Here is a 21,902-nt window from a genome sequence, read left to right as displayed (position 1 = left end):
GGCCCCAGCGGCCGGCCGGACGGCACCGTACTCAACGAGGCGGGCAAAAAAACTTCACGGACACGGTCACACTCCCCTCACCCGGCGGGTCATTGAAGCAAGAGCAACTCACCGCCCGACAGGAGCACGAGCCATGTCCACCACCGCCACCGTCGTCACCCTCATCGCCGCCTTCATGGCCGGCTTCTCCGGCGCCTCGATCTTCTTCGGCGCCAAGTTCACCGTCGAGCCGCTCGCCCAGTACGGCGTCCCCCGCAGCTGGTGGAACCTGCTCGCCACCGCCAAGCTCGCCGGCGCGGTCGGCCTCGTCACCGGCCTCTTCATCCCGGCCATCGGCATCGCCGCCGCCATCGGCCTGGCCCTCTACTTCACCGGCGCCGTCATCACCGTCATCCGCGCCCGCGCCTACGGCCACGCCATCTTCCCCGTCATCTACGCCGCCCCCGCCATCGCAGCCCTCACCCTCGGCTTCTGAACCGGAGCACGGCGAGAGCCAGCCTGCGCCCCATTCGATCAATCTCCGTGACGACCACCCTGACCTGGTCGCCAACCTGACCAACAGCCTGTTGCGGCCCTGCGGGATCCGCAGAGTGGACCAGCCCTTCGATCCCTTCGGCGACGAGAACAAACGCGCCGAAGGGAACCAGTTTGGTGACTCGCCCAACCAGTGTCTGCCCCACCGCAACACCGTCGGCGAACACCTGGAACGGGTCGGGCTGCGTGGACCGCAAGGACAGCCTGGCCTCTCCGTTCCGCGTGTCGAACTGAAGGAACTCGCAGGAGACGCGCTGCCCGACCCGAACGATGTCCGAAGCCGCTTCGAAGCGGCGCCAGGACACTTCAGGGATCGTAATGAACCCGACGCCCGGGTATACGGGGTGGTCCGGACCGTCATCCAGGTCTACGAAGACACCGAACTGCTCGACTGCCGCGACCGTGCCCGAAAGCATCTCGCCGCGTTGCAGGGAAGTCAGGAACGCCCAGAGCTCTGGGTTCTCGATGGCAGCCATTGGGAGCCAGACTCAGCCACCCACCAGACAAATGGCAACGGGACGTCGGCTCCGGCCAAAGTCATGACGGCTCGAACCGCCCTCCGGGCCCAAGGACCAGCCCCAGAGGGACCGCAGACGCCAATCCGAGCGAAGCGCGTAGCGATCTGACGCGTCCCAGCCCCAGACGGGCCGCAGACGCCGAGCCGAGGGAAGCGCGTAGCGATCTGACGCGATGACGGCTTCCGATGAGTCGGTGGTGGTCCTTGGCCGGACTCGGGGAGGGGGCTCGCGGCTCCCTGGCCGCCCCGGGCATGTGGCTCTGACCCGGCCCGTTCCTTTGGGGGCTTCCCGGCAGTCCTTGTCTTTCCGGTTCGGGCCGGTCGGTCAAGGGTGGCCGCAGGCCATCGCGAAGCGACGCGACGGAGAAGCGCCCTTGAGGGACCGGACCGAACCGGAGAGACCCTGGGACTGACGGGAAACCCCCAAACCCTCCCTGACCACGATCAACGGTCCCCCGACCCCCGAAGCCGCCCCCGGCATGCCTGAGCCACCCCGCTCGCCGAATTCGCCAATGCCCGGTCTCGCCACCGAGGGTGGCGGGTGGGCAACCACCGCGTCGGAGCGGCGGTGAGAGGGGGTCGTGCCCCCGCCCGACGAAACCCTTACCGCCGCCTGCGGCTCTGGGAGCGGACCGCGCCCATGCTCGCCGCGATCACGAGGGCGATGGCCAGGGCATCCAGGGCGGAAAGGGCCTGGTTCAGGACCAGGAACCCGGCCGTGGCCGCGATGGCCGGCTCGAGGCTCATCAGGATCGCGAACGTCGGCGCGGGGAGCCGGCGCAGGGCGAGCAGTTCCAGGGTGTACGGGAGTACGGAGGACAGGACGGCCACGCCGACGCCCAGGGCGAGGGTGCTCGGCACGAGGAGGGCCGAGCCGGCCTCGATCACGCCCAGCGGCAGCGAGATCAGCGCGGCCACCGCCATCGCCAGGGCCAGGCCGTCCGCCTGCGGGAAGCGGCGGCCGGTACGGGCGCTGAACACGATGTACGCCGCCCACATCGCGCCCGCTCCGAGCGCGAAGGCGGCGCCCGCCGGGTCGAGGGCGCCGAAGCCGCCGCCACCGCCGTGGCCGGAGAGGAGCACCACGCCGGCCAGGGCGAGGCCGGCCCAGAGGAGGTTCACCAGGCGGCGGGAGACGATGACCGACAGGGCGAGCGGCCCGAGGACCTCCAGGGTGACGGCCGGGCCGAGCGGGATGCGGTCCACCGCCTGGTAGAAGAGGCCGTTCATCCCGGCCAGGGTGAGGCCGAAGGTGACGACCGTGCCCCAGTCGGAGCGGGAGTAGCCGCGCAGCTTGGGCCGGCACAGGAGCAGCAGCACGAGGGCGGCGGCCGCGAGGCGCAGCGTGACCACGCCGGCCGCGCCCGCCTTCGGCATGATCATGACCGCGAGGGCGGCGCCGAACTGCACCGAGATGCCGGCCGAGATCACCAGGGCCACCGGGCCGAACCGGGCGGCGGGGCCGGCGGCGGGCGCCGACCCGGGGGCGGACCCGGCGGGGGTGGACGCGGGCACGGGCGCGGGTCCGGGGTGGGGCGTGGAGGCGGAGGCGGGCGTGGGCGCGGTCATTCCTCCAGACTAGGTGCTCGTAAGGAGTGTCGCTGCGTGTCTTGCCTTACAACTCGCTCCCCCGCAAGGGGTCCGGCAGCCCGTCCGCCAGCAGCTCGGCCAGGTGCCGGGCCCGGGTCCCGCCGCCCAGCTGGGCGATCTGGGTGCGGCAGGAGAAGCCGTCCGCCTGGACCAGGGCGTCCTGCGGGGCCTCGCGCAGGGCCGGCAGCAACTGCTCCTCGGCGCACGCCACCGACACGGCGTGGTGGCCCGGCTCGAAGCCGAAGTTCCCGGCGAGGCCGCAGCAGCCGCCGCTGAGCGTGCCGGTCAGACCGGCGCGCTCGCGCAGGCGGCGGTCGGCGGCGTCGCCGAGCACGGCGTGCTGGTGGCAGTGGGTCTGGCCGACGACCGGCCGGTCGAGGCGGGGCGGCTCCCAGTCCGGGGCGTACTCCTCCAGCGTCTCGGCGAAGGTCCGCACGGCCGCCGCCAGGCGGGCGGCGCGGGGGTCGTCGGGGAGCAGGGCGGGGAGGTCGGCGCGGAGGGCCGCGGCGCAGCTGGGTTCGAGGACGAGCACGGGGGCCCGTACGTCGCCCACGGTGTCCAGGGTGCGGCGGAGCACCTTGCGGGCGCGGTCGAGACGGCCGGTGGAGAGGTAGGTCAGGCCGCAGCACACCCGTCCCCGGGGGAGGGCGACGGTGAGGCCGGCGGCCTCCAGCACACGTACCGCTGCGCGGCCGGTCTCGGGGGCCAGGTGCTCGGTAAAGGTGTCGGGCCAGAGGATGACGCCGACGGCGACCGCGGCCGCCGAAGCGGGGCCGGGCGCAGGCGCCGAAGCCGGGCCGGGCTCGGAAGCAGGGCCGGACGCGGACGCCGAAGCAGGGCCGGAAGCGGGGCCGGACGCCGAAGCAGGGCCGGGCTCGGAAGCAGGGCCGGGCGCAGGCGCCGAAGCCGCGCCGGAAGCGGAGCCGGGCTCGGGCGCCGGGGCCGGGCCCTGCGGGCGGCTTTCCCCAGCCCGCCCCTTCCCGAAACTGGGGCTCCGCCCCAGACCCCGCGCCTCAAACGCCGGCGAGGCTGGATCTGCCAACGGGGCCGCCCCAGTACTCGTACCGGCACCGGCATCCGACGCCACAACCCCAACCGGGCGCCCCAGACCCCGCGCCTCAAACGCCGGCGAGGCTGGATGGGGCGACGGGGTCGCCGCAGTACTCGTACCCCGAAGGCTCCGCGTCAGCGGTTTCGGGGCCAGGGGTGGGAGGGGGCGTTCGCGGGTCAGGCCCGGGACACCCAGGTGGCGGGACGCCGCGTTCGCCGGGCGGCGCAGGCCCAGGGCCGTGATGGCGCGGAGCCAGGCCGGGAGGCCGCCCAGGATGTAGTGGGACAGGGGGCGGACGCGGCCCGACCAGTGGTGGTGGAGGAACTCCGCCTTGTAGGTGGCCATGTCGACCCCCACCGGGCAGTCGCTGAGGCAGCCCTTGCAGCCCAGGCACAGGTCCAGCGCCTGCGCGACCTCCGGCGAGCGCCAGCCGCCGGTGACCACCTCGCCCGCCAGCATCTCGTGCAGCAGCCGGGCCCGGCCCCGCGTGGAGTGCTGCTCCTCCCCCGTGGCCCGGTACGACGGGCACATGACCGCCGCCGCGCCGCCCGCGTCCGTCGACCGGCATTTCGCGACGCCGACGCACTTCGCGACCTCCCGCGCCAGCGAGGTGTCCGGCAGCACCTCGAAGCGGAGGTTCTCGTCGAGCCGGGCCGGCCGGACCAGCATCCCCGGGTTCATCCCGCCCGCCGGGTCCCACACGTCCTTGTACGCGCCGAACAGCGCGATGACCGACGGGCCGTACATCCGCGGCAGCAGCTCCGCCCGCGCCTGCCCGTCCCCGTGCTCGCCCGACAGCGAGCCCCCGTGGGAGACGACCAGGTCCGCCAGGTCGGAGGAGAACGCGCGGAAGCGCGCCACGCCCGCCGCCGACGCCAGGTCGAAGTCGATCCGTACGTGAACGCAGCCCTCGCCGAAGTGCCCGTACGGGGACCCCCGCAGCCCGTGCTCCGCCAGCAGGGCGCGGAACTCGCGCAGGTACGCCCCCAGCCGGGCCGGCGGCACCGCGCAGTCCTCCCACCCCGGCCACGCCATGGAATGGTCAGGCATCCGCGTCGCCGTGCCCGCCGCGTCCTCCCGGATCCGCCACAGCGCCCGCTGCCCCGCCGGGTCCGTGACCACCGCCGCGTCCACCGCGTCGGCGGCCCGTACGAGGGCGCGCGCCGCGCCCGCGTCCCGCATCTCCACGAACAGCCAGGCCCGCCCCCGCGGCAGCCCGGCCGCCCCGGCGCCCCTGACCAGGTCTTCCGCCATCCCCTCCACCGTCAGCGGGCCGTGCCCCAGCAGCCCCGCCGCCGCGTCGGCCGCCGCGCTCTCGTCGGCGTAGCCCAGCACCACGAGCACCGGCGCGCGCGGCGCTTCCACCAGGCGCACCACCGCCTCCGTCACCACCCCGAGCGTGCCCTCGCTCCCGCAGAACGCCCGGGCCAGTTCCACCCCCCGCTCCGGAAGCAGCGCGTCCAGGCCTCCGTAGCCGGAGATGCGGCGCGAGAACCCCCCTGCCAGGCCGGTCCGCAGCACCGCCAGGTTCCCGGCGACCAGCTCCCGCAGCCCCGCCGGAGCCCCTTCCCAGCCCGTGCCGATCCGGTACGAGGAGCCGCCGTACGCCGTCACCGCGAGCTCGGCGACGTTGTCCGCGGTGGTCCCCCAGGCCACCGAGTGGGCCCCGCACGCGTTGTTGCCGATCATCCCGCCGAGGGTGCAGCGGGAGTGGGTGGAGGGGTCCGGGCCGAAGGTCAGCCCGTACGGGCGTACCGCGTCCCGCAGCCGGTCGAGGACGAGTCCCGGCTGGACGACGGCCGTGCGGGCGGCCGCGTCCACCGAGACCAGGGCGTTCATGTGCCGGGTGAGGTCGAGGACCACGCCCACCCCGGTCGCCTGGCCGGCGATGGAGGTCCCGCCGCCCCGGGGCACGACCGGCACCCCGGCGTCGGCGCACACGCGCAGCGCGGCCCCCACGTCCTCGGCGTCGCGCGGGGCGACCACGCCGAGCGGGACCCGCCGGTAGTTCGAGGCGTCCATGGTCACCAGCGCGCGGGCGGCGGCGCCGAAATCCACCTCCCCGCGCAGGTTCGACCGCAATGCCCGTTCGAGTTCGCGCACGGATGCCCCGGATGACGTCACGGCGCCCAGCCTGCCACCGCCGACATGCGTCTCATCGGGTGGACGCGCCTCCAACCCTCGGACTCCGACCGGATACGCTCCGCTCGTGGCTGAGATCCAGATTCCCGCTGACATCAAGCCCGCCGACGGACGCTTCGGCGCGGGCCCCTCCAAGGTGCGGACCGAGGCGCTGGACGCCCTCGCCGCCACCGGAACCTCCCTGCTCGGAACCTCACACCGCCAGGCCCCGGTCAAGAACCTGGTCGGCTCGGTGCGCCAGGGGCTCCGGGACCTCTTCTCCCTCCCCGAGGGCTACGAGGTGATCCTGGGCAACGGCGGCTCCACCGCCTTCTGGGACATCGCGACCCACGGGCTGATCGAGCAGAAGTCCCAGCACCTGACCTTCGGCGAGTTCTCCTCCAAGTTCGCCAAGGCCGCGAAGCTCGCGCCGTGGCTGGACGCGCCCTCCGTGATCTCCTCCGACCCGGGCACGCACCCCGAGCCGGTGGCGGAGGCGGGCGTGGACGTGTACGCGTACACCCACAACGAGACCTCGACGGGTGTCGCGGCGCCGATCAAGCGCGTCGCGGGCGCCGACGCCGGGTCCCTCGTCCTGGTGGACGCGACCTCGGGCGCCGGCGGCCTGCCGGTGGACATCACCGAGACCGACGTCTACTACTTCGCCCCGCAGAAGTCCTTCGCCTCGGACGGCGGCCTGTGGCTGGCGGCGTTCTCCCCGGCGGCCCTGGAGCGCGCCCAGCGCGTGCACGACTCCGGCCGGCACGTCCCGGAGTTCTTCTCGCTGCCGACGGCGATCGACAACTCGCTGAAGAACCAGACGTACAACACCCCGGCGCTCTCCACCCTCTTCCTGCTCGACCAGCAGCTGCGGTGGATGAACAGCCAGGGCGGTCTGGAGTTCACGACCGGCCGTACGGCGGCCAGCGCGCGCAACCTGTACGGCTGGGCGGAGGCGTCGAAGTACGCGAACCCGTTCGTCGTGGACGCCGACAAGCGCTCCGCCGTCATCGGCACGATCGACTTCTCGGACGACATCGACGCGGCGGCGATCGCCAAGGTGCTGCGCGCCAACGGCATCGTGGACACCGAGCCGTACCGCAAGCTCGGCCGCAACCAGCTCCGCATCGCGATGTTCCCGGCGATCGACCCGGCAGACGTGCAGGCGCTGACGGCCTGCATCGACTACGTGATCGAGAAGCTCTAAGGACAGCCGCCAGAGCCCCCGGTGACCTCGTGTCACCGGGGGCTCTGGCGTTTCCCCGGTGGCGTGGCCCGGGACCTTGGTCCCAAAAATCGGGGCAAAGAGCCAGCAAACGGAACATCCCATCCCCCCTCGCCGCCTGCGCCTTTATGCCGCGGGACCTTCGGCGGCCGCTCCCCGGCCCCGCCGCCGGCCCGCAACCAAGCCGCCCAGGATGTCCCTCATGTCTGGTGTGCCGGGAAAAACCCGGCCCGTTCAGGAGGAAATCCCATGCGCAAGGCACTCACCCTCTCGGCGATCGCCCTCGCCTCGTCGATGGCCCTCGGCGGCACCGCGACCGCTTTCGCCGCCGACGCCACCCCGTCCCCGACGAAGTCGGCGAGCGCGAGCGCGCACGCGGCCCCCGCGCACCTGCACCTCTCCGCCGCCGGCGCCAAGCCCGGCGACTCCCTCACCTTCCAGATGGACGTCCCGGACGGCTCGACGAACCTGTCCGTCTCCTCCAAGGCCCTGGCCGACGTGAAGATGACGGACGGCAGGGGCGGCACCGCCACGGTCGCCGACGTCGCCGACGGCACCTACGGCGTCTACCTGACCGGCACCGGCCCCGACGGCGGCAAGCTCCAGGCGACCGCGCAGCTGACCGTCAAGAAGGGCGGCAAGCCCACCCCGTCGGCGTCCAGCGTGAGCCTGTCCACCGACTTCGGCCGGCCCGGCGACAAGGTCGTCGTCACCATCAAGACCGGCGCGGGCGAGAAGAACGCCTTCGTGAAGTCCGACGCGTTCGGCGGCCAGGTCAACCTGAAGGGCGACGGCAAGGGCACCTGGACCGGCACCGCGACCGTCGCCAAGGACGTCAAGACGGGCTACTACGGCGTCCAGGCGTACGCGGGCGGCAAGCAGTTCGACACGGTCAAGTTCTCCACCGAGGGCAAGGGCAACCCCGACGTGAAGCCGCAGCCGAAGCCGCAGCCGCTGAAGCCGAGCGAGCACAAGAAGCCGAAGGGCTCCGTGAACACCGGCGAGGCGCCCGTCGGTTACGTCCCCGAGACCACCAATGTCTGAGTCCGCCCCCGGGTCCGCCACGGCGACCGCCACCACGCCCCGCCGGGGCGCCCGCGCACGCCGCGCGGCCGCCCTGGCGGGGGCCTCGGCCCTCGCCGTCGCCCTCGCCTCCGGCTGCTCCGCGGGCGCCGACGCCAAGGCCGGAGGCGGGGACCCCGTCAACGCGGCGGCGGCCGCCGCCTCCCTCCCCCCGTCCGTACCGGACCGCATCGACATCCCCGGCATCGGGGTGGACGCCCCGCTCGACCGCGTCGGCCTCGACTCCCAGGGGGTCATGCAGGAGCCGGACTTCGCCAAACCCGACGACGCGGCCTGGTACAAGGACGGCCCCACCCCCGGCGAGCCCGGCGCCGCCGCGATCGTCGGCCACATGGACACCCCGAAGGCCCCCAAGGCCGTCTTCTTCAACCTCAAGACCCTGAAGAAGGACCAGCGGATCGAGGTCCACCGCACCGACGGCACCACCGCCGTCTTCGCCGTCGACGAGGTCGACACCTTCAAGAAGGACGCCTTCCCCACCGACAGGGTCTACGGGGACACCCACGGCAAGGCCGAGCTCCGCCTGATCACCTGCGGCGGCAACCTCACCGCCGACCGCCACTGGGATGCCAACGTCGTGGTGTTCGCCCACCTCACGGGCAAGGCCTAGGGGTATACGCGATACCTTCAGGACGTTCGGGGCAGGAGCATCAGTGCCCAGCACATCTTGGAGGCAGCGGCGTGAACGTGCGAGTGACGGCGGCCCAGAGCGGCGTGGACCCCTTCGGCACGGCCCGGCTGCGGCGCGGGGTCCTCGACGCGTGGGGCGCGGGCCCGTCCCGGTTCCGCGAGGACGCCAACGCCGAGGAGGACCTGGCGCTCGGCGGCTACCGCGACCGGCTCGTCGTCGAGCTGGCGCAGAACGCCGCCGACGCCGCCGCGCGGGCCCGCGTTCCGGGCCGGATGCGGCTCACCCTGCACCCCGCCGGCCCCGCGGACCCCGGGCACGCGGTGCTGGCCGTCGCCAACACCGGTGCCCCGCTGGACGCGACCGGAGTGGAGTCGCTGTCGACCCTGCGCGCCTCCGCCAAGCGGGAGCCCACCGGACCGGCCGACGGGGCCTCCGGCTCCTCCGACACCGTCGGCCGCTTCGGCGTCGGCTTCGCCGCCGTCCTCGCCGTCTCCGACGAGCCCGCCGTCCTCGGCCGCCACGGGGGCGTCCGCTGGTCCCTCGCCGAGGCCCGCGAACTGGCCCGGGACGCCGCCGTCGGCAGCCCCGGCCTCGGCGACGAGCTGCGCCGCCGCGACGGCCACGTACCGCTGCTGCGCCTGCCCCTGCCCGCCGAGGGCTCCGCCCCCGAGGGCTACGACACCGTCGTGGTCCTCCCGCTGCGCGACGCCGCCGCCGAGGACCTCGCCGAACGGCTGCTGGCCGGCATCGACGACGCCCTCCTCCTCACCCTCCCGGGCCTGCACGAGGTCGTCATCGAGACCCCGGCCGGCACCCGCACCCTCCACCGCCGCGACGAGGGCCCGTACACCGTCATCGAGGACTCCCGTACGGGCACCAACTGCTGGCGCACCGTCCGCCACGGCGGCCCCATCGAGCGCGCCCTGCTCGCCGACCGGCCCGTGGAGGAACGGCTGCGGCCCGCCTGGTCGGTGTCCTGGGCCGTGCCCGTCGACACCGACGGCGCCCCGCTGCGCCCGGCCACCGCGCCCGTCGTGCACGCGCCGACCCCCACCGACGAGCCCCTCGGCATCCCGGCCCTGCTCATCGCGACCCTGCCGCTGGACACCACCCGCCGGCACCCCGCCCCGGGGCCGCTGACCGACTTCCTGGTGGAGCGCGCGGCCGACGCGTACGCCGAACTCCTCGGCGCCTGGGACCCGGTGAGCCCCGCCCTCGTCGACCTGGTCCCCGGCCCGCTCGGCAAGGGCCCCCTGGACGGGGCGCTGCGCGCCGCCGTCCTCGGCCGGCTCCCCCGTACGGCCTTCCTCGCCCCCGCCGCCCCGCCCGAGCACGCGGAGGAACGCAGCGCCCTGCGCCCCTTCGAGGCCGAGGTCGTGGAGGGCGCGGGCGCCGACACCGTACGGGTCCTCGCCGAGGTCCTGCCGACCCTGCTCCCGGCCGGCCTGGAGCGCCGCGCCGAGCTGCGCACCCTGGGCGTGGGCCGGCTCCCGCTGGGCGACGCCATCGAGCGGATCGCGGGCATCGAGCGGACCCCCGAGTGGTGGCACCGGCTCTACGACAGCCTCGCCGGGGTGGACCCGGACCGGCTGTCCGGCCTGCCCGTGCCGCTGGCCGACGGCCGCACCACGATCGGCCCGCGCCACATCCTCCTCCCCTACGCGGACACCCCCGAGAGCCTGGCCCGGCTGGGGCTGAAGGTGGCCCACCCGGAGGCGGCGCACCCGCTGCTGGAGAAGCTCGGGGCGCTGCCCGCCACGCCGCGGGCCGTGCTGACGACCCCGCAGGTGCGGGCCGCCGTCGCCGCCTCCCTCGACGCCGGGGAGATCTGGGACGAGGACGCCGACACCCTGGACGCCGACGAGCTGGCCGACGTGGTCCTCGGCCTGGTCCGCGACGCCGGCCTGGAACCGGGCGACGAGCCCTGGCTGGGCGCGCTCGCCCTGCCCGACGAGGACGGCGAGCCGACCCCGGCGGGCGAACTCCTCCTCCCGGGCAGCCCCTTGGCCTCCGTCATCCGCGAGGACGAGATCCCCTACCTGGACGCCGAGCTGGCCGCCCGCTGGGACGCCGACACCCTCACCGCCTGCGGGGTCCTGGCCGCCTTCCAGCTGGTCCGCGCCACCGACGTGGTCCTCGACCCCGACGAACTGGAACCGCGCGAGGGGGACTTCGCCGAGCCCGACGACGCGGGCCTGCTCGACGCGGTGGACGTGTGGTGCGAGGACGTCCTGGACCAGCTCCCGGACCTCCCGGTCCCCCCGGTGGCCACGGAACTGGTCGCCGTACGGGACCTCGACCTGGTCGACGACGACTGCTGGCCCCAGGCCCTGGCGATGCTGGCGCAGCCCCCGCTGCGCGACGCCCTGACCCAGCCCGTACGGATCCTGCTCCCGGACGGCACCACGCAGTCCGTGCGCCCGTACACCGCCTGGTGGCTGCGCGACCACCCCGTCCTCGACGGCCGCCGCCCGGCCGGCCTGCGCGCGGCGGGCGGCGACCCGCTGCTGGAGGGCCTCTACACCTCCGCGGACGCCACCGGCTTCGAGGACGAGCAGGTGCTGCGCGCCCTGGGCGTACGGACCACCGTGCCGGCCCTCCTGGACGAGCCCGGCGGCGCGGCCGAGCTCCTGGGCCGCCTCGCGGACCCGGACCGCGAGGTGACCGGCCGGCAGCTGCACGGCCTGTACACCGCCCTCGCCGACCTGGACCCCGAGCAGGTCACCCTCCCCGACGAGCTGCGCGCGGTGGTGGACGGGAACACCCGGGTCGTGGACGCGGCCGACGCGGTCATCGCGGACGCCCCCGATCTGCTCCCCCTCACGCAGGGCCTCCCCCTCCTGCCCGTGTCCCCCTCCCGGGCCGCCGACCTGGCGGACCTCCTCCAGGTCCGCCGCCTCTCGGAAACCGTGCCCGCGGAGGTCACGACCCCGGGCGAGGAGCACGACGTACCGGAGTCGGTCCTCCTCCTGCTGGGCCCCTCCACTCCGCTCACCTACGTGGAGCACGAGGAGCTGGTCGCGGGCGGCACCGAACTCGACTGGCGCCGCACTCCCGACGGCACCCTCCACGCCGCAACCCTGGAGGGCGTGGCGGCGGGGCTGGCCTGGGCCGCGGGCCAGTGGCCCCGCCGCTTCGAGGTGGCGGCCCTCCTGGAGGACCCGTCGCGCACGGCGGAACTGGCCCGGGACCGCTGGTTCGACTGACCGCGGTGCCGGCGGGTGTGGCCGTCCGCTTCCTGTGGGTTTTCTTTGACAGGCGGCGGGGCTCCGACCCAGACTGATCGTTGCTTTGTACGACCGATAGAGCGACGGCCAGAAGAGAACGCCCCCTCAGGGAATCGTTCAGGGGGAGCGTCATGCCCGACAGATCAGCCCGCACGCCCCGCGTTGGGTGGTCCCACGGGCGGGTTTCCGAGCTGTTCTCCGGACGGAACAACAGCCTGGGACTGCTGCGGCTGCTCCTGGCCTCCGCGGTCGTGGTCTCGCACGCGCGCATCCTCGGCTTCGGCACCGGTGAGTTCGGTCACAGCTTCTCGCAGGGCCAGACGGACCTCGGGAAGATGTCCGTCTTCGGGTTCTTCTTCCTCTCCGGCATCCTCGTGACGCGCAGCGGCAACCGGCTCCCGGTGGGCCGCTTCCTGTGGCACCGCGCGCTGCGGCTGCTGCCCGGCCTGTGGGTGTGCATGGCCGTCACGGCCTTCGCCGTGGCCCCCTTCCTGTACTGGCGCCAGCACGGCAGCACGGCCGGGTTCTGGGACCACCCGCAGGGCCCCTTCGCCTACGTCGAGGCCAACTGGGCCGTCGGCATCGGCCAGTGGGGCATATCCGACATCCTGAACACGGCGAGTGCCAAGGGGCTCACCCACAACGGCGCGATGAACGGCGCCCTGTGGTCCCTGGCCTACGAGGTCCTGTGCTACCTCGGGGTCGCCCTGCTCGCCCTGGGCGGCTCACTGGTCCGCTCCCGCCGCACCGTCCTCGCGGTGGCCGTGGTCCTGGGCGGACTGGTCGTCGCCGACGCCTTCGGCAACCGCCTGAACGCCGGTCCCGCGACGGCGGCCCACGGCGGGGCGGTGCACATCCCGCTGATGGGCCCCCACGACCTGAACTACATGGTCTACCTGGGCTTCGCCTTCGCCCTCGGCGCCGTGCTGGAGGTCTACAAGGAGCGCGTACCGGTCAGCACCCCCCTGGCGGCGCTGAGCGCCGTCGTGTTCGCGCTGACCCTGCACTACGGCTACTTCTTCGCCCTGGGCGTGCCGGCCTTCTGCTACCTGCTCCTCTGGCTGGCCATCCGCCTGCCGAAGCCGTTCCAGCGCATCGGGGCGAAGCACGACTACTCGTACGGCATCTACATCTACGGCTTCCTCGTCCAGCAGTCCCTGGCCGTCCTCGGCGCCACCCGCTGGGGCTTCGCCGCCTACCTGGCCCTCTCCCTGGGCGGCGCCCTCCTCGCGGCCGTCCTCTCCTGGCACCTGGTGGAACGCCCGGCCATGCGCCTGAAGGACCTCGGCCGCCGCCCCTCGGCCCCGGCCCCCCTCGGCGGCGCCGCCGCCCCCGAGGGCCGGCACCCCGTACCGGTCGCCTGACCCTCCCCTACGCCGGGAACCTGCGGTCCACCCATCGGAAGGTGAACTCGATCAGGGCCGCGGCGGCCGCCGCGATGGCGACCGCGATCCACGGCATCGTCACGCCCTCCAGCTTGAGCTGGAAGAAGTCCTGGAGCCAGGGGACGACGAGGACGATCAGGAAGGCGCCACCCATCGCGCCGACCAGGCCGACCCGCCACCACGTGTACGGGCGGGCGATGATCGCCAGGACCCACATCGAGGTGAGGAACAGGGCCAGGGTGGCCGCGCTGGTCTCCGCCTTGAGGGAGTCGGGGCCGGTGTAGTGGGCGCGGGCGATCAGGTAGGTGATGAAGGTGGCCGTCGCGGCGATGACGCCGCCCGGGATCGCGTAGCGCATCACCCGTTTCACGAAGTGCGGCTTCGCGCGCTCCTTGTTGGGCGCCAGGGCCAGGAAGAAGGCCGGGATGCCGATCGTGAGGGTGGAGAGCAGGGTGAGGTGGCGGGGCAGGAAGGGGTATTCGACCTGCGAGCAGACCACCAGGATGGCGAGGAGGACCGAGTAGACGGTCTTCGTGAGGAAGAGGGTCGCGACGCGGGTGATGTTGCCGATGACGCGGCGGCCCTCGGCGACCACCGAGGGGAGGGTCGAGAAGCTGTTGTTGAGGAGGACGATCTGCGCGACGGCGCGGGTGGCCTCCGAGCCGGAGCCCATCGAAACACCGATGTCGGCGTCCTTGAGGGCGAGGACGTCGTTGACGCCGTCGCCCGTCATCGCGACCGTGTGGCCCTTGGACTGGAGGGCTCCGACCATGTCCCGCTTCTGCTGCGGGGTGACGCGGCCGAAGACGGAATTGGCGTCGAGGACCTTCGCCATGTCGTCCTGCTCGGAGGGCAGCTTGCGGGCGTCCACGGTGTTCTCGGCGCCGGGCAGGCCGAGCTTGCCGGCGACCGCCCCGACCGAGATGGCGTTGTCGCCGGAGATGACCTTGGCGTGGACGTTCTGGTCGTCGAAGTAGCGCAGGGTGTCGGCGGCGTCGGGCCGCAGGCGCTGTTCGAGGACGATCAGGGCGGTCGGCCTCACGCCGGTGGCCACGGCCGGATCGTCGAGCTCGCGGGCTGAGCGGGCCAGCAGGAGGACCCGCAGTCCCTGCTCGTTGAGGTCGTTGATCTCGTCGAGGGCCGGGTCCCCGGCGGGCAGCAGGACGTCGGGGGCGCCGAGCAGCCAGGTGTTGTTCTCGCCGTCGCCCTCGCTGAAGCTGGCGCCGCTGTACTTGCGGGCGGAGGAGAAGGGCAGCGACTCGGTGCAGCGCCATTCCGCGCTGTCGGGGTAGGCGTCGATGATCGCCTGGAGGCTGGCGTTGGGCCGCGGGTCGGACTCGCCGAGGGCGCCGAGCACCTTCTTGACGTACGAGGGCTCCGCGCCGGCGAGCGGGCGGAGCTCGGTGACGTCCATGCCGCCCTCGGTGAGGGTGCCGGTCTTGTCGAGGCAGACGACGTCGACGCGGGCCAGGCCCTCGATGGCGGGCAGTTCCTGGACCAGGCACTGCTTGCGGCCGAGGCGGATGACGCCGATCGCGAAGGCCACGGAGGTGAGCAGGACGAGGCCTTCGGGGATCATCGGGACGATGCCGCCGACGGTGCGGGCGATGGAGTCCTTGAGGTTGGAGTCCTTGACGATCAGCTGGCTGATGACGAGGCCGATGGAGGTCGGGACCATCATCCAGGTGACGTACTTGAGGATGGTGGAGATGCCGGAGCGCAGCTCGGAGTGGACGAGCGTGAAGCGGGAGGCCTCTTCGGCCAACTGGGCGGCGTAGGCCTCGCGGCCGACCTTGGTGGCGATGAACGCGCCGCCGCCGGCGACGACGAAGGAGCCGGACATGACCTGGTCGCCGGGCTTCTTCAGGACGGGGTCGGCCTCGCCGGTGAGCAGGGACTCGTCGATCTCCAGGCTCTCGGCCTCGCCGACGGAGCCGTCGACGACGACCTTGTCGCCGGGGCCGAGTTCGATGACGTCGCCGAGGACGATCTCGGAGGTGGAGATCTCGGCGGTGCGGCCGTCGCGGCGCACGCTCGGTTTGGCCTCGCCGATGACGGCGAGGCCGTCGAGGGTCTTCTTGGCGCGCAGTTCCTGGATGATGCCGATGCCGGTGTTCGCGATGATCACGAAGCCGAAGAGGCTGTCCTGGATCGGCGCGACGAAGAGCATGATCACCCAGAGGACGCCGATGATGGCGTTGAAGCGGGTGAAGACGTTGGCGCGGACGATGTCGGCGGTGGAGCGGCTGCTGCGGACGGGGACGTCGTTGACGTCACCGCGTGCGACGCGCTCGGCGACCTCGGCGGTCGTCAGGCCGCCGGGCTTGAACCTGGGGGCCGGTGGCTGCACGGGGTGCACCGGGTCGAGCTCGGCTCCCGCGTCGATGGCGATGCCGGCCGTGCCGCCGCCCGCTGCGTCGCTCGGCTCAGGCCCGTCATTGTCGATCTTCGCCCGCTGCGTCATGTTTTCGACGGTACGGGCGGTTCGAACGCTTCACCCGCCGAGACGTCCGAAGATCCGACTTCGGGATGACCCGAATCGTCCCTTGGTAGGCCCCGGGCTAGGACCGGTCCGGGTGCGGGGCCCGCTCGGCCCGCGCAGCGGCCTCGGCGTGCCGCTTGAGGGCCGCGTCACGTCCCCGGACGTACCAGATGCCGATCAGACCGAGGAAACCGCCGGCCGCGCAGGTCCAGACCCACCACAGCAGGTCCCGGTCGGCGAACCAGCCGTAGAAGGGGAGCTGGACGACGAACAGGGCGAACCACAGGATCGTGCCGCCCGTGATGGTCGCGACGACCGGGCCCTCGAGGGGCTCGGGAGCCTCGTGCTTCGCAGTCCATTTCGCCATGCCCCCCAGTCTAGGTGCGGCGATTCCGGGTCTACGCGCGGAGATGGACGCTCCTTCGTTCATGTGTTCATACTGAAACGGTCTGGGCGAGGCCCATTTCTTCGTATGAATTACCCAATGAGGACCGTATGAGCACCCCGGCCCCCGCCTCCACGCCCACCCTCCCGGAGCCTTCCCACCGGGAACCCTCCGGAGGGCTGGACCGCTACTTCAAGATCTCCGAGCGCGGCTCGACCCTCGCCCGCGAGGTCCGCGGCGGCTTCGCGACCTTCTTCGCGATGGCCTACATCATCGTGCTGAACCCGATCATCCTCGGCAGCGCGAAGGACATGTACGGGCACCAGCTCGACGGCGGCCAGCTCGTCACCGCCACCGTCCTGACGGCCGCGTTCACCACCCTCCTCATGGGCGTCATCGGCAACGTCCCGATCGCGCTCGCCGCGGGCCTCGGCGTCAACACCGTCGTCGCCCTCCAGCTCGCCCCCCGCATGAGCTGGCCCGACGCCATGGGCATGGTGGTCCTGGCCGGCTTCGTCGTGATGCTGCTGGTGGCGACCGGCCTGCGCGAGCGGGTCATGAACGCCGTCCCGCTCGGCCTGCGCAAGGGCATCGCCATCGGCATCGGCCTGTTCATCATGCTGATCGGCCTGGTCGACTCGGGCTTCGTCACCCGCATCCCCGACCTCGCGCACACCACGGTCCCGCTCCAGCTCGGCACGGGCGGCCACCTGCACGGCTGGCCGGTGCTGATCTTCGTCGCCGGCGTGCTGCTGACCCTCGCCCTGCTGATCCGCAAGACGCCGGGCGCGATCCTGATCTCCATCGTGGTGATGACCGTCGTCGCGGTCGCCGTCCAGCTGATCACCCAGTTGCCCGCCACCGCCTGGGGCCTGACCGTCCCCGAGTGGCCGGGCAACCCGGTGGCCGCGCCCGACTTCGGGCTCGTCGGTCAGGTCAGCCTCTTCGGCGGCTTCGGGAAGGTCGGGGTGCTGACCGGCATCCTCTTCGTCTTCACCGTGCTGCTGTCCTGCTTCTTCGACGCCATGGGCACGATCCTGGGCGTCGGCGACGAGGCGAAGCTGGTCGACAAGGAGACCGGGGAGTTCCCCGGCATCAACCGGGTCCTGCTGGTCGACGGCCTGGCCGTCGCCGCGGGCGGCGCGACCTCCTCCTCGGCCACCACCTGCTTCGTGGAGTCCACGGCCGGCGTCGGCGAGGGCGCCCGTACGGGCCTGGCGAACGTCGTGACGGGCGGCCTCTTCGCCGTGGCGCTGTTCCTCACCCCGCTCGCCACCATGGTCCCCTCCCAGGCGGCCACCCCCGCCCTGGTGGCGGTCGGCTTCCTGATCCTGGCGGGCTCGGTCAAGGACATCGACTGGAGCGACTTCACCATCGCCGTCCCGGCCTTCCTGGCCATGGTGATGATGCCCTTCACCTACTCGATCACCAACGGCATCGGCATCGGCTTCGTGAGCTTCTGCGCACTGCGCCTGGCGACCGGCCGGGGCCGCGAGGTCCCGGTGGCCATGTACGTCGTGTCGGCGGTGTTCGTCTTCTACTACGCGATGCCCGCCCTCGGCCTCACGTGAGCCCTTCCCTGCGGGCTCACGTCAGCCCGTAGAACTTCTCCGTCTCGTCGACGGCCGCCTTGAAGCGCTCGTCGAAGTCGTCGCGAATGAGCGTCCGGACCACATAGTCCTGGACGCTCATTCCGCGTTTGGCGGCATGAGTCCGGAGCCTGTCGAGGAGCTCCCCGTCTATGCGCATGCTCAGCACATGTGTCCCCATGCCGAAAGGGTCGGGGCAGAGGGTGTGGACGCGGGTCACTTTCCGCGCCCCACTCACCCGTACGAGTGACCGCGGCGGGCGGCCGGTTTAACCCGGTGTTCTTTAGCTAGAGTAATGAGTTATTCTAAAGACATGCATGACCTTTCCCATGGCGACGATGCTGCCGCCGTGAACGATCTCCGCTCCGCCATCATGCGACTGGGCCGGCGCCTGAAGCACCAGCGCGTCGACGAGTCGCTGAGCCCGACCGAGATGTCGGTGCTGGGCACCCTCGCCCGCTGCGGCCAGGCCACGCCCGGCGAGCTGGCCCGCCGGGAGCACGTCCAGCCGCCGTCGATGACACGCATCGTCGCGCTGCTGGAGGCCAAGGGACTGGTCACGCTGGAGCCGCATCCCGACGACCGCCGCCAGAAGGTGGTCCGCCAGACGGAGACAGCCGAGGCGATGCTCGAAGAGAGCCGTCGCAAGCGCAATGCCTTCCTGGCCGGGCTCGCGGCCGAGCTGACCGAGGACGAGTGGGCCAAGCTGCGCGAGGCCGCGCCCGTCCTGGAGAAGCTCGCCCACTTGTAAGGAACGACGCCAGGAGGCGAACGCTTTTGAGTACGGGAACCGGAGCAGACTCCGCACCCGGCCACACATCCACCACCACCGACGCGGCCCCGGCCGCACGCGCGGGCAGGAACTCGATGTTCAGCTCGCTGAAGATCCGGAACTACCGGCTCTTCGCGACCGGCCAGGTCGTCTCGAACACCGGGACCTGGATGCAGCGCATCGCCCAGGACTGGCTGGTCCTCTCCCTCACCGGCTCCGCCTCCGCCGTCGGCATCACCATCGCGCTGCAGTTCCTGCCGATGCTGCTGTTCGGCCTCTACGGGGGCGTGCTCGCCGACCGGCTGCCCAAGCGGCCGCTGCTGATCGCCACCCAGAGCGCGATGGGCCTGACGGGCGTCGCACTGGCCGTGCTCACCCTGGCGGGACACGTCCAGGTCTGGCACGTCTACCTCGCCGCCTTCCTGCTCGGCCTGGTCACCGTCGTGGACAACCCGGCCCGGCAGACCTTCGTCTCCGAGATGGTCGGCAAGGAGCAGGTCGCCAACGCCGTCAGCCTGAACTCGGCCAACTTCCAGTCCGCCCGGCTGGTCGGCCCGGCGATCGCCGGTGTGCTGATCACCGCCGTCGGCTCCGGCTGGGCCTTCCTGCTGAACGGACTGTCGTTCGCGGCGCCCATCGCCGGGCTGCTGCTGATGCGGGCGCACGAGCTGCACCCGGTCGAGCCGCAGCCGCGCGCCAAGGGGCAGCTGCGGGAGGGCCTGCGGTACGTCGCCGGACGCCCCGAGCTGATCTGGCCGATCGTGCTGGTCGGCTTCATCGGGACCTTCGGGTTCAACTTCCCGATCTGGCTGTCGGCGTTCGTGAGCAACGTGTTCCACGGGGACGCGGGGACGTACGGCCTGTTCAACACCCTGATCGCGGCCGGCTCCCTGGCGGGCGCCCTGCTCGCCGCCCGGCGCGGACTGTCCCGGCTGCGGCTGCTGGTGGCCGCGGCGGTGCTGTTCTCGGTGCTGCTGCTCGTGACCGCCTTCGCGCCCGGCTTCTGGCTGTTCGCGGCGCTGCTGGTGCCGATCGGGATCTTCGGCCTGACGGTCAACGTCACGGCCAACTCCAGCGTGCAGATGGCCACCGACCCCGAGATGCGGGGGCGGGTCATGGCGCTGTTCATGATGGTCTTCACCGGCGGCACCCCGCTGGGGGCCCCGCTGATGGGGTGGATCACGGACACGTACGGCGCGCGGATCGGCATGGCCGCGGGCGGTCTGATCTCGCTGGCCGCCGGTGTCGCCATCGCGGTGGTACTGGCCCGCGTGGGCAACCTGCGGCTGCGGGTGAACCGGCGCGGGGTGACGTTCGTCCCCGCGTCCCGCCGCGAACTGGTCGCCGCCGCGTAACCGCGTCCCACGCGGTCCGGGCCCGGCACCGCTTCCCGGGACTCCGCCCCGGACCCCGCGCCTCAAACGCCGGCGAGGCTGGATCTGGCTGATGCCGTCCGCTTGGCGGAGCTGGATTGCCCGCAGGGCGATTTCAGCCCCGCCGGCGTTTGAGGCGCGGGGGTCCGGGGGCAGGGCCCCCGGCGGCGGCGCCGCAGCGTCCCCGGGGCCTGGCCCGCCGCTAGGCTCGGCGGCATGAGACTGTTCGCCGCCGTCCTGCCGCCCGAGGCCGCCCTGGCCGAGCTTCGGGAAGCCGTGCGGCCGGTGCGCGACGACCGGTTGACGTGGGCCGCGGAGGCCGCCTGGCACTTCACGCTCGCTTTCATGGGCGAGGTGCGGGACGAGGTGGTTCCCGAGCTCCACGCCCGGCTCGCCCGGGCGGCCCACCACACCGCCCCCTTCACGCTGCGGCTGCACGGCGCCGGGCACTTCGGGAACCGCACCCTGTGGATCGGCGCCGCCGGAGACCTCTCCGCCGTCCGCATGCTCGCCGAGCGGGCCGACGCCGCCGCCCGCAGGGCCGGGGTGCCGATGGGACAGCACCGCCGGTACACCCCGCACGTCACGCTGGCCCGCGGCCACGACGCCGCCACCCGCCTGCACCCGTACCTGGAGGCACTCGCCGGCTTCGAGGGCACCCCCTGGCAGGCCGACACGCTGAGCCTGGTCCGCAGCCACCTGCCCGTCAGCGGTGTGCCCCACGAACAGCCCCGCTACGAGACCGTCGGGTCCTGGCCCCTGGAAGGCTGAGCCGAGGGCCGGTGCCGGGCAGCGCGGCGGCCGCGTTAGGCTCGACGGGTGGATCCCAAGACCAGAAACCGTGTGATGGCCGGTGTGCTCGTGCTGATGTTCGTCGTCGTGGCCGTGGCGGCCGCCGTCGGGCAGTAGCCGGCCGGCCGCCGCCTACCAGGCGAAGGCCTCCGGGGACGGGCCCGGGCCCGGGAAGATCTCGTCCAGGGCCGTCAGCAGCTCCTCGCCCAGCTCCAGCTCAAGGGCGCGCAGCGCGCTCTCCAACTGCCCGGCCGTGCGCGGCCCGACGATCGGGCCGGTCACCCCCGGCCGGGTCAGCAGCCAGGCCAGCGCCGTCTCGCCGGGCTCCAGGCCGTGCTTGTCGAGCAGGTCCTCGTACGCCTGCACCTGCGCCCGTACCGAGGTGTTGGCCAGCGCGTCCGCCGACCGGCCGGAAGCGCGGCGGCCGCCCTCGACCTCCTTCTTGATGACACCGCCGAGCAGGCCGCCGTGGAGCGGGGACCAGGGGATGACCCCGAGGCCGTACTCCTGCGCGGCCGGGATGACCTCCATCTCCGCGCGCCGCTCGGCGAGGTTGTAGAGGCACTGCTCGCTGACCAGGCCGAGGCCGCCGCGCCGGGCGGCCGTCTCGTTCGCCTGGGCGATCTTGTAGCCGGGGAAGTTGGAGGAGCCCGCGTAGAGGATCTTGCCCTGCTGGATCAGGACGTCGACGGCCTGCCAGATCTCCTCGAAGGGGGTCCGGCGGTCGACGTGGTGGAACTGGTAGACGTCGATGTGGTCGGTCTGGAGCCGCTTCAGGCTGGCCTCGACGGCCCGCCGGATGTTCAGCGCGGACAGTCGGTCGTAGTTGGGCCACGGGTCGCCTTCCGCGCCCATGTTCCCGTAGACCTTCGTGGCGAGCACGGTCTTGTCGCGGCGGCCGCCGCCCTGGGCGAACCAGGTGCCGATGATCTCCTCGGTGCGGCCCTTGTTCTCGCCCCACCCGTAGACGTTGGCGGTGTCGAAGAAGTTCAGGCCCGCGCCGAGCGCGGCATCCATGATCGAGTGGCTGGTGGGTTCGTCGGTCTGCGGACCGAAGTTCATCGTGCCGAGGACGAGTCGGCTGACCTTGAGTCCGGTGCGTCCGAGCTGCGTGTACTTCATGGGGCCCAAGCCAACTGCTTCGA

The 21,902-nt window shown here is 72.6% G+C and carries 17 protein-coding genes; 10 read left to right on the top strand and 7 right to left on the bottom strand.

The window, feature by feature from the left end; translation table 11 throughout:
* Positions 1–133 precede the first annotated feature (133 nt).
* Positions 134–475 carry a DoxX family protein gene (locus ACFTXQ_RS25195; RefSeq protein WP_382644423.1) on the top strand — a complete coding sequence of 114 codons (342 nt, stop codon included), beginning with the start codon at positions 134–136 and terminating at the stop codon, positions 473–475.
* Here ACFTXQ_RS25195 and ACFTXQ_RS25190 read toward each other — a convergent pair.
* The 3 genes from ACFTXQ_RS25190 to ACFTXQ_RS25180 all read right to left on the bottom strand — a co-directional run bounded on the left by ACFTXQ_RS25190 (position 459) and on the right by ACFTXQ_RS25180 (position 5,795).
* Complete coding sequence (locus ACFTXQ_RS25190) at positions 459–1,010, bottom strand: S1 RNA-binding domain-containing protein (RefSeq protein ID WP_382644421.1); 552 nt, start codon at positions 1,008–1,010, stop codon at positions 459–461. The genes ACFTXQ_RS25195 and ACFTXQ_RS25190 overlap by 17 nt on opposite strands.
* Before the next feature lie 644 nt (positions 1,011–1,654).
* Positions 1,655–2,620 (bottom strand): DMT family transporter, encoded by a 966-nt coding sequence (locus tag ACFTXQ_RS25185; protein WP_382644419.1) that lies wholly within the window; start codon positions 2,618–2,620, stop codon positions 1,655–1,657.
* 46 nt (positions 2,621–2,666) lie between these two features.
* The gene (locus ACFTXQ_RS25180; RefSeq protein ID WP_382644440.1) at positions 2,667–5,795 is read right to left on the bottom strand and encodes an FAD-binding and (Fe-S)-binding domain-containing protein; all 3,129 of its coding nucleotides are present in this window, start codon (positions 5,793–5,795) and stop codon (positions 2,667–2,669) included.
* A gap of 106 nt (positions 5,796–5,901) precedes the next feature.
* Between ACFTXQ_RS25180 and serC the strand changes: the two genes are divergently transcribed.
* The 5 genes from serC (at position 5,902) to ACFTXQ_RS25155 (ending at position 13,343) form a co-directional block, all read left to right on the top strand.
* A complete protein-coding gene (serC, locus tag ACFTXQ_RS25175; protein ID WP_382644418.1) occupies positions 5,902–7,020 on the top strand; it encodes a phosphoserine transaminase in 1,119 nt (372 codons plus the stop codon).
* Positions 7,021–7,287: 267 nt separating this feature from the next.
* Positions 7,288–8,082, top strand: coding sequence for a hypothetical protein (locus tag ACFTXQ_RS25170; protein WP_382644416.1), 795 nt, complete (start codon positions 7,288–7,290; stop codon positions 8,080–8,082).
* Positions 8,075–8,731 (top strand): class F sortase, encoded by a 657-nt coding sequence (locus ACFTXQ_RS25165; protein WP_382644414.1) that lies wholly within the window; start codon positions 8,075–8,077, stop codon positions 8,729–8,731. The genes ACFTXQ_RS25170 and ACFTXQ_RS25165 overlap by 8 nt, the downstream gene beginning before the upstream one ends.
* A 71-nt stretch (positions 8,732–8,802) precedes the next feature.
* Positions 8,803–11,958 (top strand): sacsin N-terminal ATP-binding-like domain-containing protein, encoded by a 3,156-nt coding sequence (locus ACFTXQ_RS25160; RefSeq protein WP_382644412.1) that lies wholly within the window; start codon positions 8,803–8,805, stop codon positions 11,956–11,958.
* Between the two features lie 152 nt (positions 11,959–12,110).
* Positions 12,111–13,343 carry an acyltransferase family protein gene (locus ACFTXQ_RS25155; protein WP_382644410.1) on the top strand — a complete coding sequence of 411 codons (1,233 nt, stop codon included), beginning with the start codon at positions 12,111–12,113 and terminating at the stop codon, positions 13,341–13,343.
* A 7-nt stretch (positions 13,344–13,350) separates the two neighbouring features.
* On the opposite strand, the gene ACFTXQ_RS25150 is transcribed toward ACFTXQ_RS25155, so the two are convergent.
* Both ACFTXQ_RS25150 and ACFTXQ_RS25145 read right to left on the bottom strand, forming a co-directional pair.
* On the bottom strand, positions 13,351–15,828 hold the full coding sequence (locus ACFTXQ_RS25150; protein WP_382644408.1) for an HAD-IC family P-type ATPase: 2,478 nt from the start codon (positions 15,826–15,828) through the stop codon (positions 13,351–13,353).
* A gap of 97 nt (positions 15,829–15,925) precedes the next feature.
* Positions 15,926–16,213 (bottom strand): DUF2530 domain-containing protein, encoded by a 288-nt coding sequence (locus tag ACFTXQ_RS25145; protein ID WP_382644406.1) that lies wholly within the window; start codon positions 16,211–16,213, stop codon positions 15,926–15,928.
* A 128-nt stretch (positions 16,214–16,341) separates the two neighbouring features.
* Here ACFTXQ_RS25145 and ACFTXQ_RS25140 point away from each other — a divergent pair, with 128 nt between their 5' ends.
* Positions 16,342–17,802: an NCS2 family permease gene (locus tag ACFTXQ_RS25140; protein ID WP_382644404.1), complete on the top strand. Its 1,461-nt coding sequence runs from the start codon at positions 16,342–16,344 to the stop codon at positions 17,800–17,802.
* Positions 17,803–17,818: 16 nt separating this feature from the next.
* On the opposite strand, the gene ACFTXQ_RS25135 is transcribed toward ACFTXQ_RS25140, so the two are convergent.
* Entirely contained in the window at positions 17,819–18,001 is a 183-nt protein-coding gene (locus ACFTXQ_RS25135; RefSeq protein WP_030156886.1) for a hypothetical protein, read from the bottom strand.
* A gap of 132 nt (positions 18,002–18,133) precedes the next feature.
* Here ACFTXQ_RS25135 and ACFTXQ_RS25130 point away from each other — a divergent pair, with 132 nt between their 5' ends.
* From ACFTXQ_RS25130 to thpR, 3 genes are all read left to right on the top strand, one after another.
* Positions 18,134–18,571, top strand: a complete 438-nt coding sequence (locus ACFTXQ_RS25130; RefSeq protein WP_382644402.1) for a MarR family winged helix-turn-helix transcriptional regulator — start codon at positions 18,134–18,136, stop codon at positions 18,569–18,571.
* A 26-nt stretch (positions 18,572–18,597) separates the two neighbouring features.
* Positions 18,598–19,947 (top strand): MFS transporter, encoded by a 1,350-nt coding sequence (locus tag ACFTXQ_RS25125; protein ID WP_382644400.1) that lies wholly within the window; start codon positions 18,598–18,600, stop codon positions 19,945–19,947.
* Positions 19,948–20,181: 234 nt separating this feature from the next.
* The gene (gene thpR / locus ACFTXQ_RS25120; RefSeq protein ID WP_382644399.1) at positions 20,182–20,736 is read left to right on the top strand and encodes an RNA 2',3'-cyclic phosphodiesterase; all 555 of its coding nucleotides are present in this window, start codon (positions 20,182–20,184) and stop codon (positions 20,734–20,736) included.
* Between the two features lie 153 nt (positions 20,737–20,889).
* Here the strand turns inward: thpR and ACFTXQ_RS25115 are convergent, their stop codons facing one another.
* Positions 20,890–21,879, bottom strand: a complete 990-nt coding sequence (locus ACFTXQ_RS25115) for an aldo/keto reductase (RefSeq protein WP_382644397.1) — start codon at positions 21,877–21,879, stop codon at positions 20,890–20,892.
* Between the last annotated feature and the right edge of the window lie 23 nt (positions 21,880–21,902).

The sequence above is a fragment of the Streptomyces sp. NPDC057010 genome, assembly GCF_042673805.1.
In the GTDB taxonomy this organism is placed as follows: domain Bacteria; phylum Actinomycetota; class Actinomycetes; order Streptomycetales; family Streptomycetaceae; genus Streptomyces.
The sequence above is the reverse complement of the archived record's forward strand: the minus strand, read 5'-3'. Positions and strand labels throughout refer to the sequence as shown.

Bases quoted from the DNA above. Each gene is read 5' to 3' on its own strand.
- thpR (WP_382644399.1), top strand. From the start codon at position 20,182: ATGAGACTGTTCGCCGCCGTCCTGCCGCCCGAGGCCGCCCTGGCCGAG.
- ACFTXQ_RS25150 (WP_382644408.1), bottom strand. From the start codon at position 15,828: ATGACGCAGCGGGCGAAGATCGACAATGACGGGCCTGAGCCGAGCGAC.
- ACFTXQ_RS25170 (WP_382644416.1), top strand. From the start codon at position 7,288: ATGCGCAAGGCACTCACCCTCTCGGCGATCGCCCTCGCCTCGTCGATG.
- ACFTXQ_RS25145 (WP_382644406.1), bottom strand. From the start codon at position 16,213: ATGGCGAAATGGACTGCGAAGCACGAGGCTCCCGAGCCCCTCGAGGGC.
- ACFTXQ_RS25185 (WP_382644419.1), bottom strand. From the start codon at position 2,620: ATGACCGCGCCCACGCCCGCCTCCGCCTCCACGCCCCACCCCGGACCC.
- ACFTXQ_RS25115 (WP_382644397.1), bottom strand. From the start codon at position 21,879: ATGAAGTACACGCAGCTCGGACGCACCGGACTCAAGGTCAGCCGACTC.
- ACFTXQ_RS25155 (WP_382644410.1), top strand. From the start codon at position 12,111: ATGCCCGACAGATCAGCCCGCACGCCCCGCGTTGGGTGGTCCCACGGG.
- ACFTXQ_RS25195 (WP_382644423.1), top strand. From the start codon at position 134: ATGTCCACCACCGCCACCGTCGTCACCCTCATCGCCGCCTTCATGGCC.
- ACFTXQ_RS25135 (WP_030156886.1), bottom strand. From the start codon at position 18,001: ATGGGGACACATGTGCTGAGCATGCGCATAGACGGGGAGCTCCTCGAC.
- ACFTXQ_RS25140 (WP_382644404.1), top strand. From the start codon at position 16,342: ATGAGCACCCCGGCCCCCGCCTCCACGCCCACCCTCCCGGAGCCTTCC.
- ACFTXQ_RS25165 (WP_382644414.1), top strand. From the start codon at position 8,075: ATGTCTGAGTCCGCCCCCGGGTCCGCCACGGCGACCGCCACCACGCCC.
- ACFTXQ_RS25130 (WP_382644402.1), top strand. From the start codon at position 18,134: ATGCATGACCTTTCCCATGGCGACGATGCTGCCGCCGTGAACGATCTC.
- ACFTXQ_RS25190 (WP_382644421.1), bottom strand. From the start codon at position 1,010: ATGGCTGCCATCGAGAACCCAGAGCTCTGGGCGTTCCTGACTTCCCTG.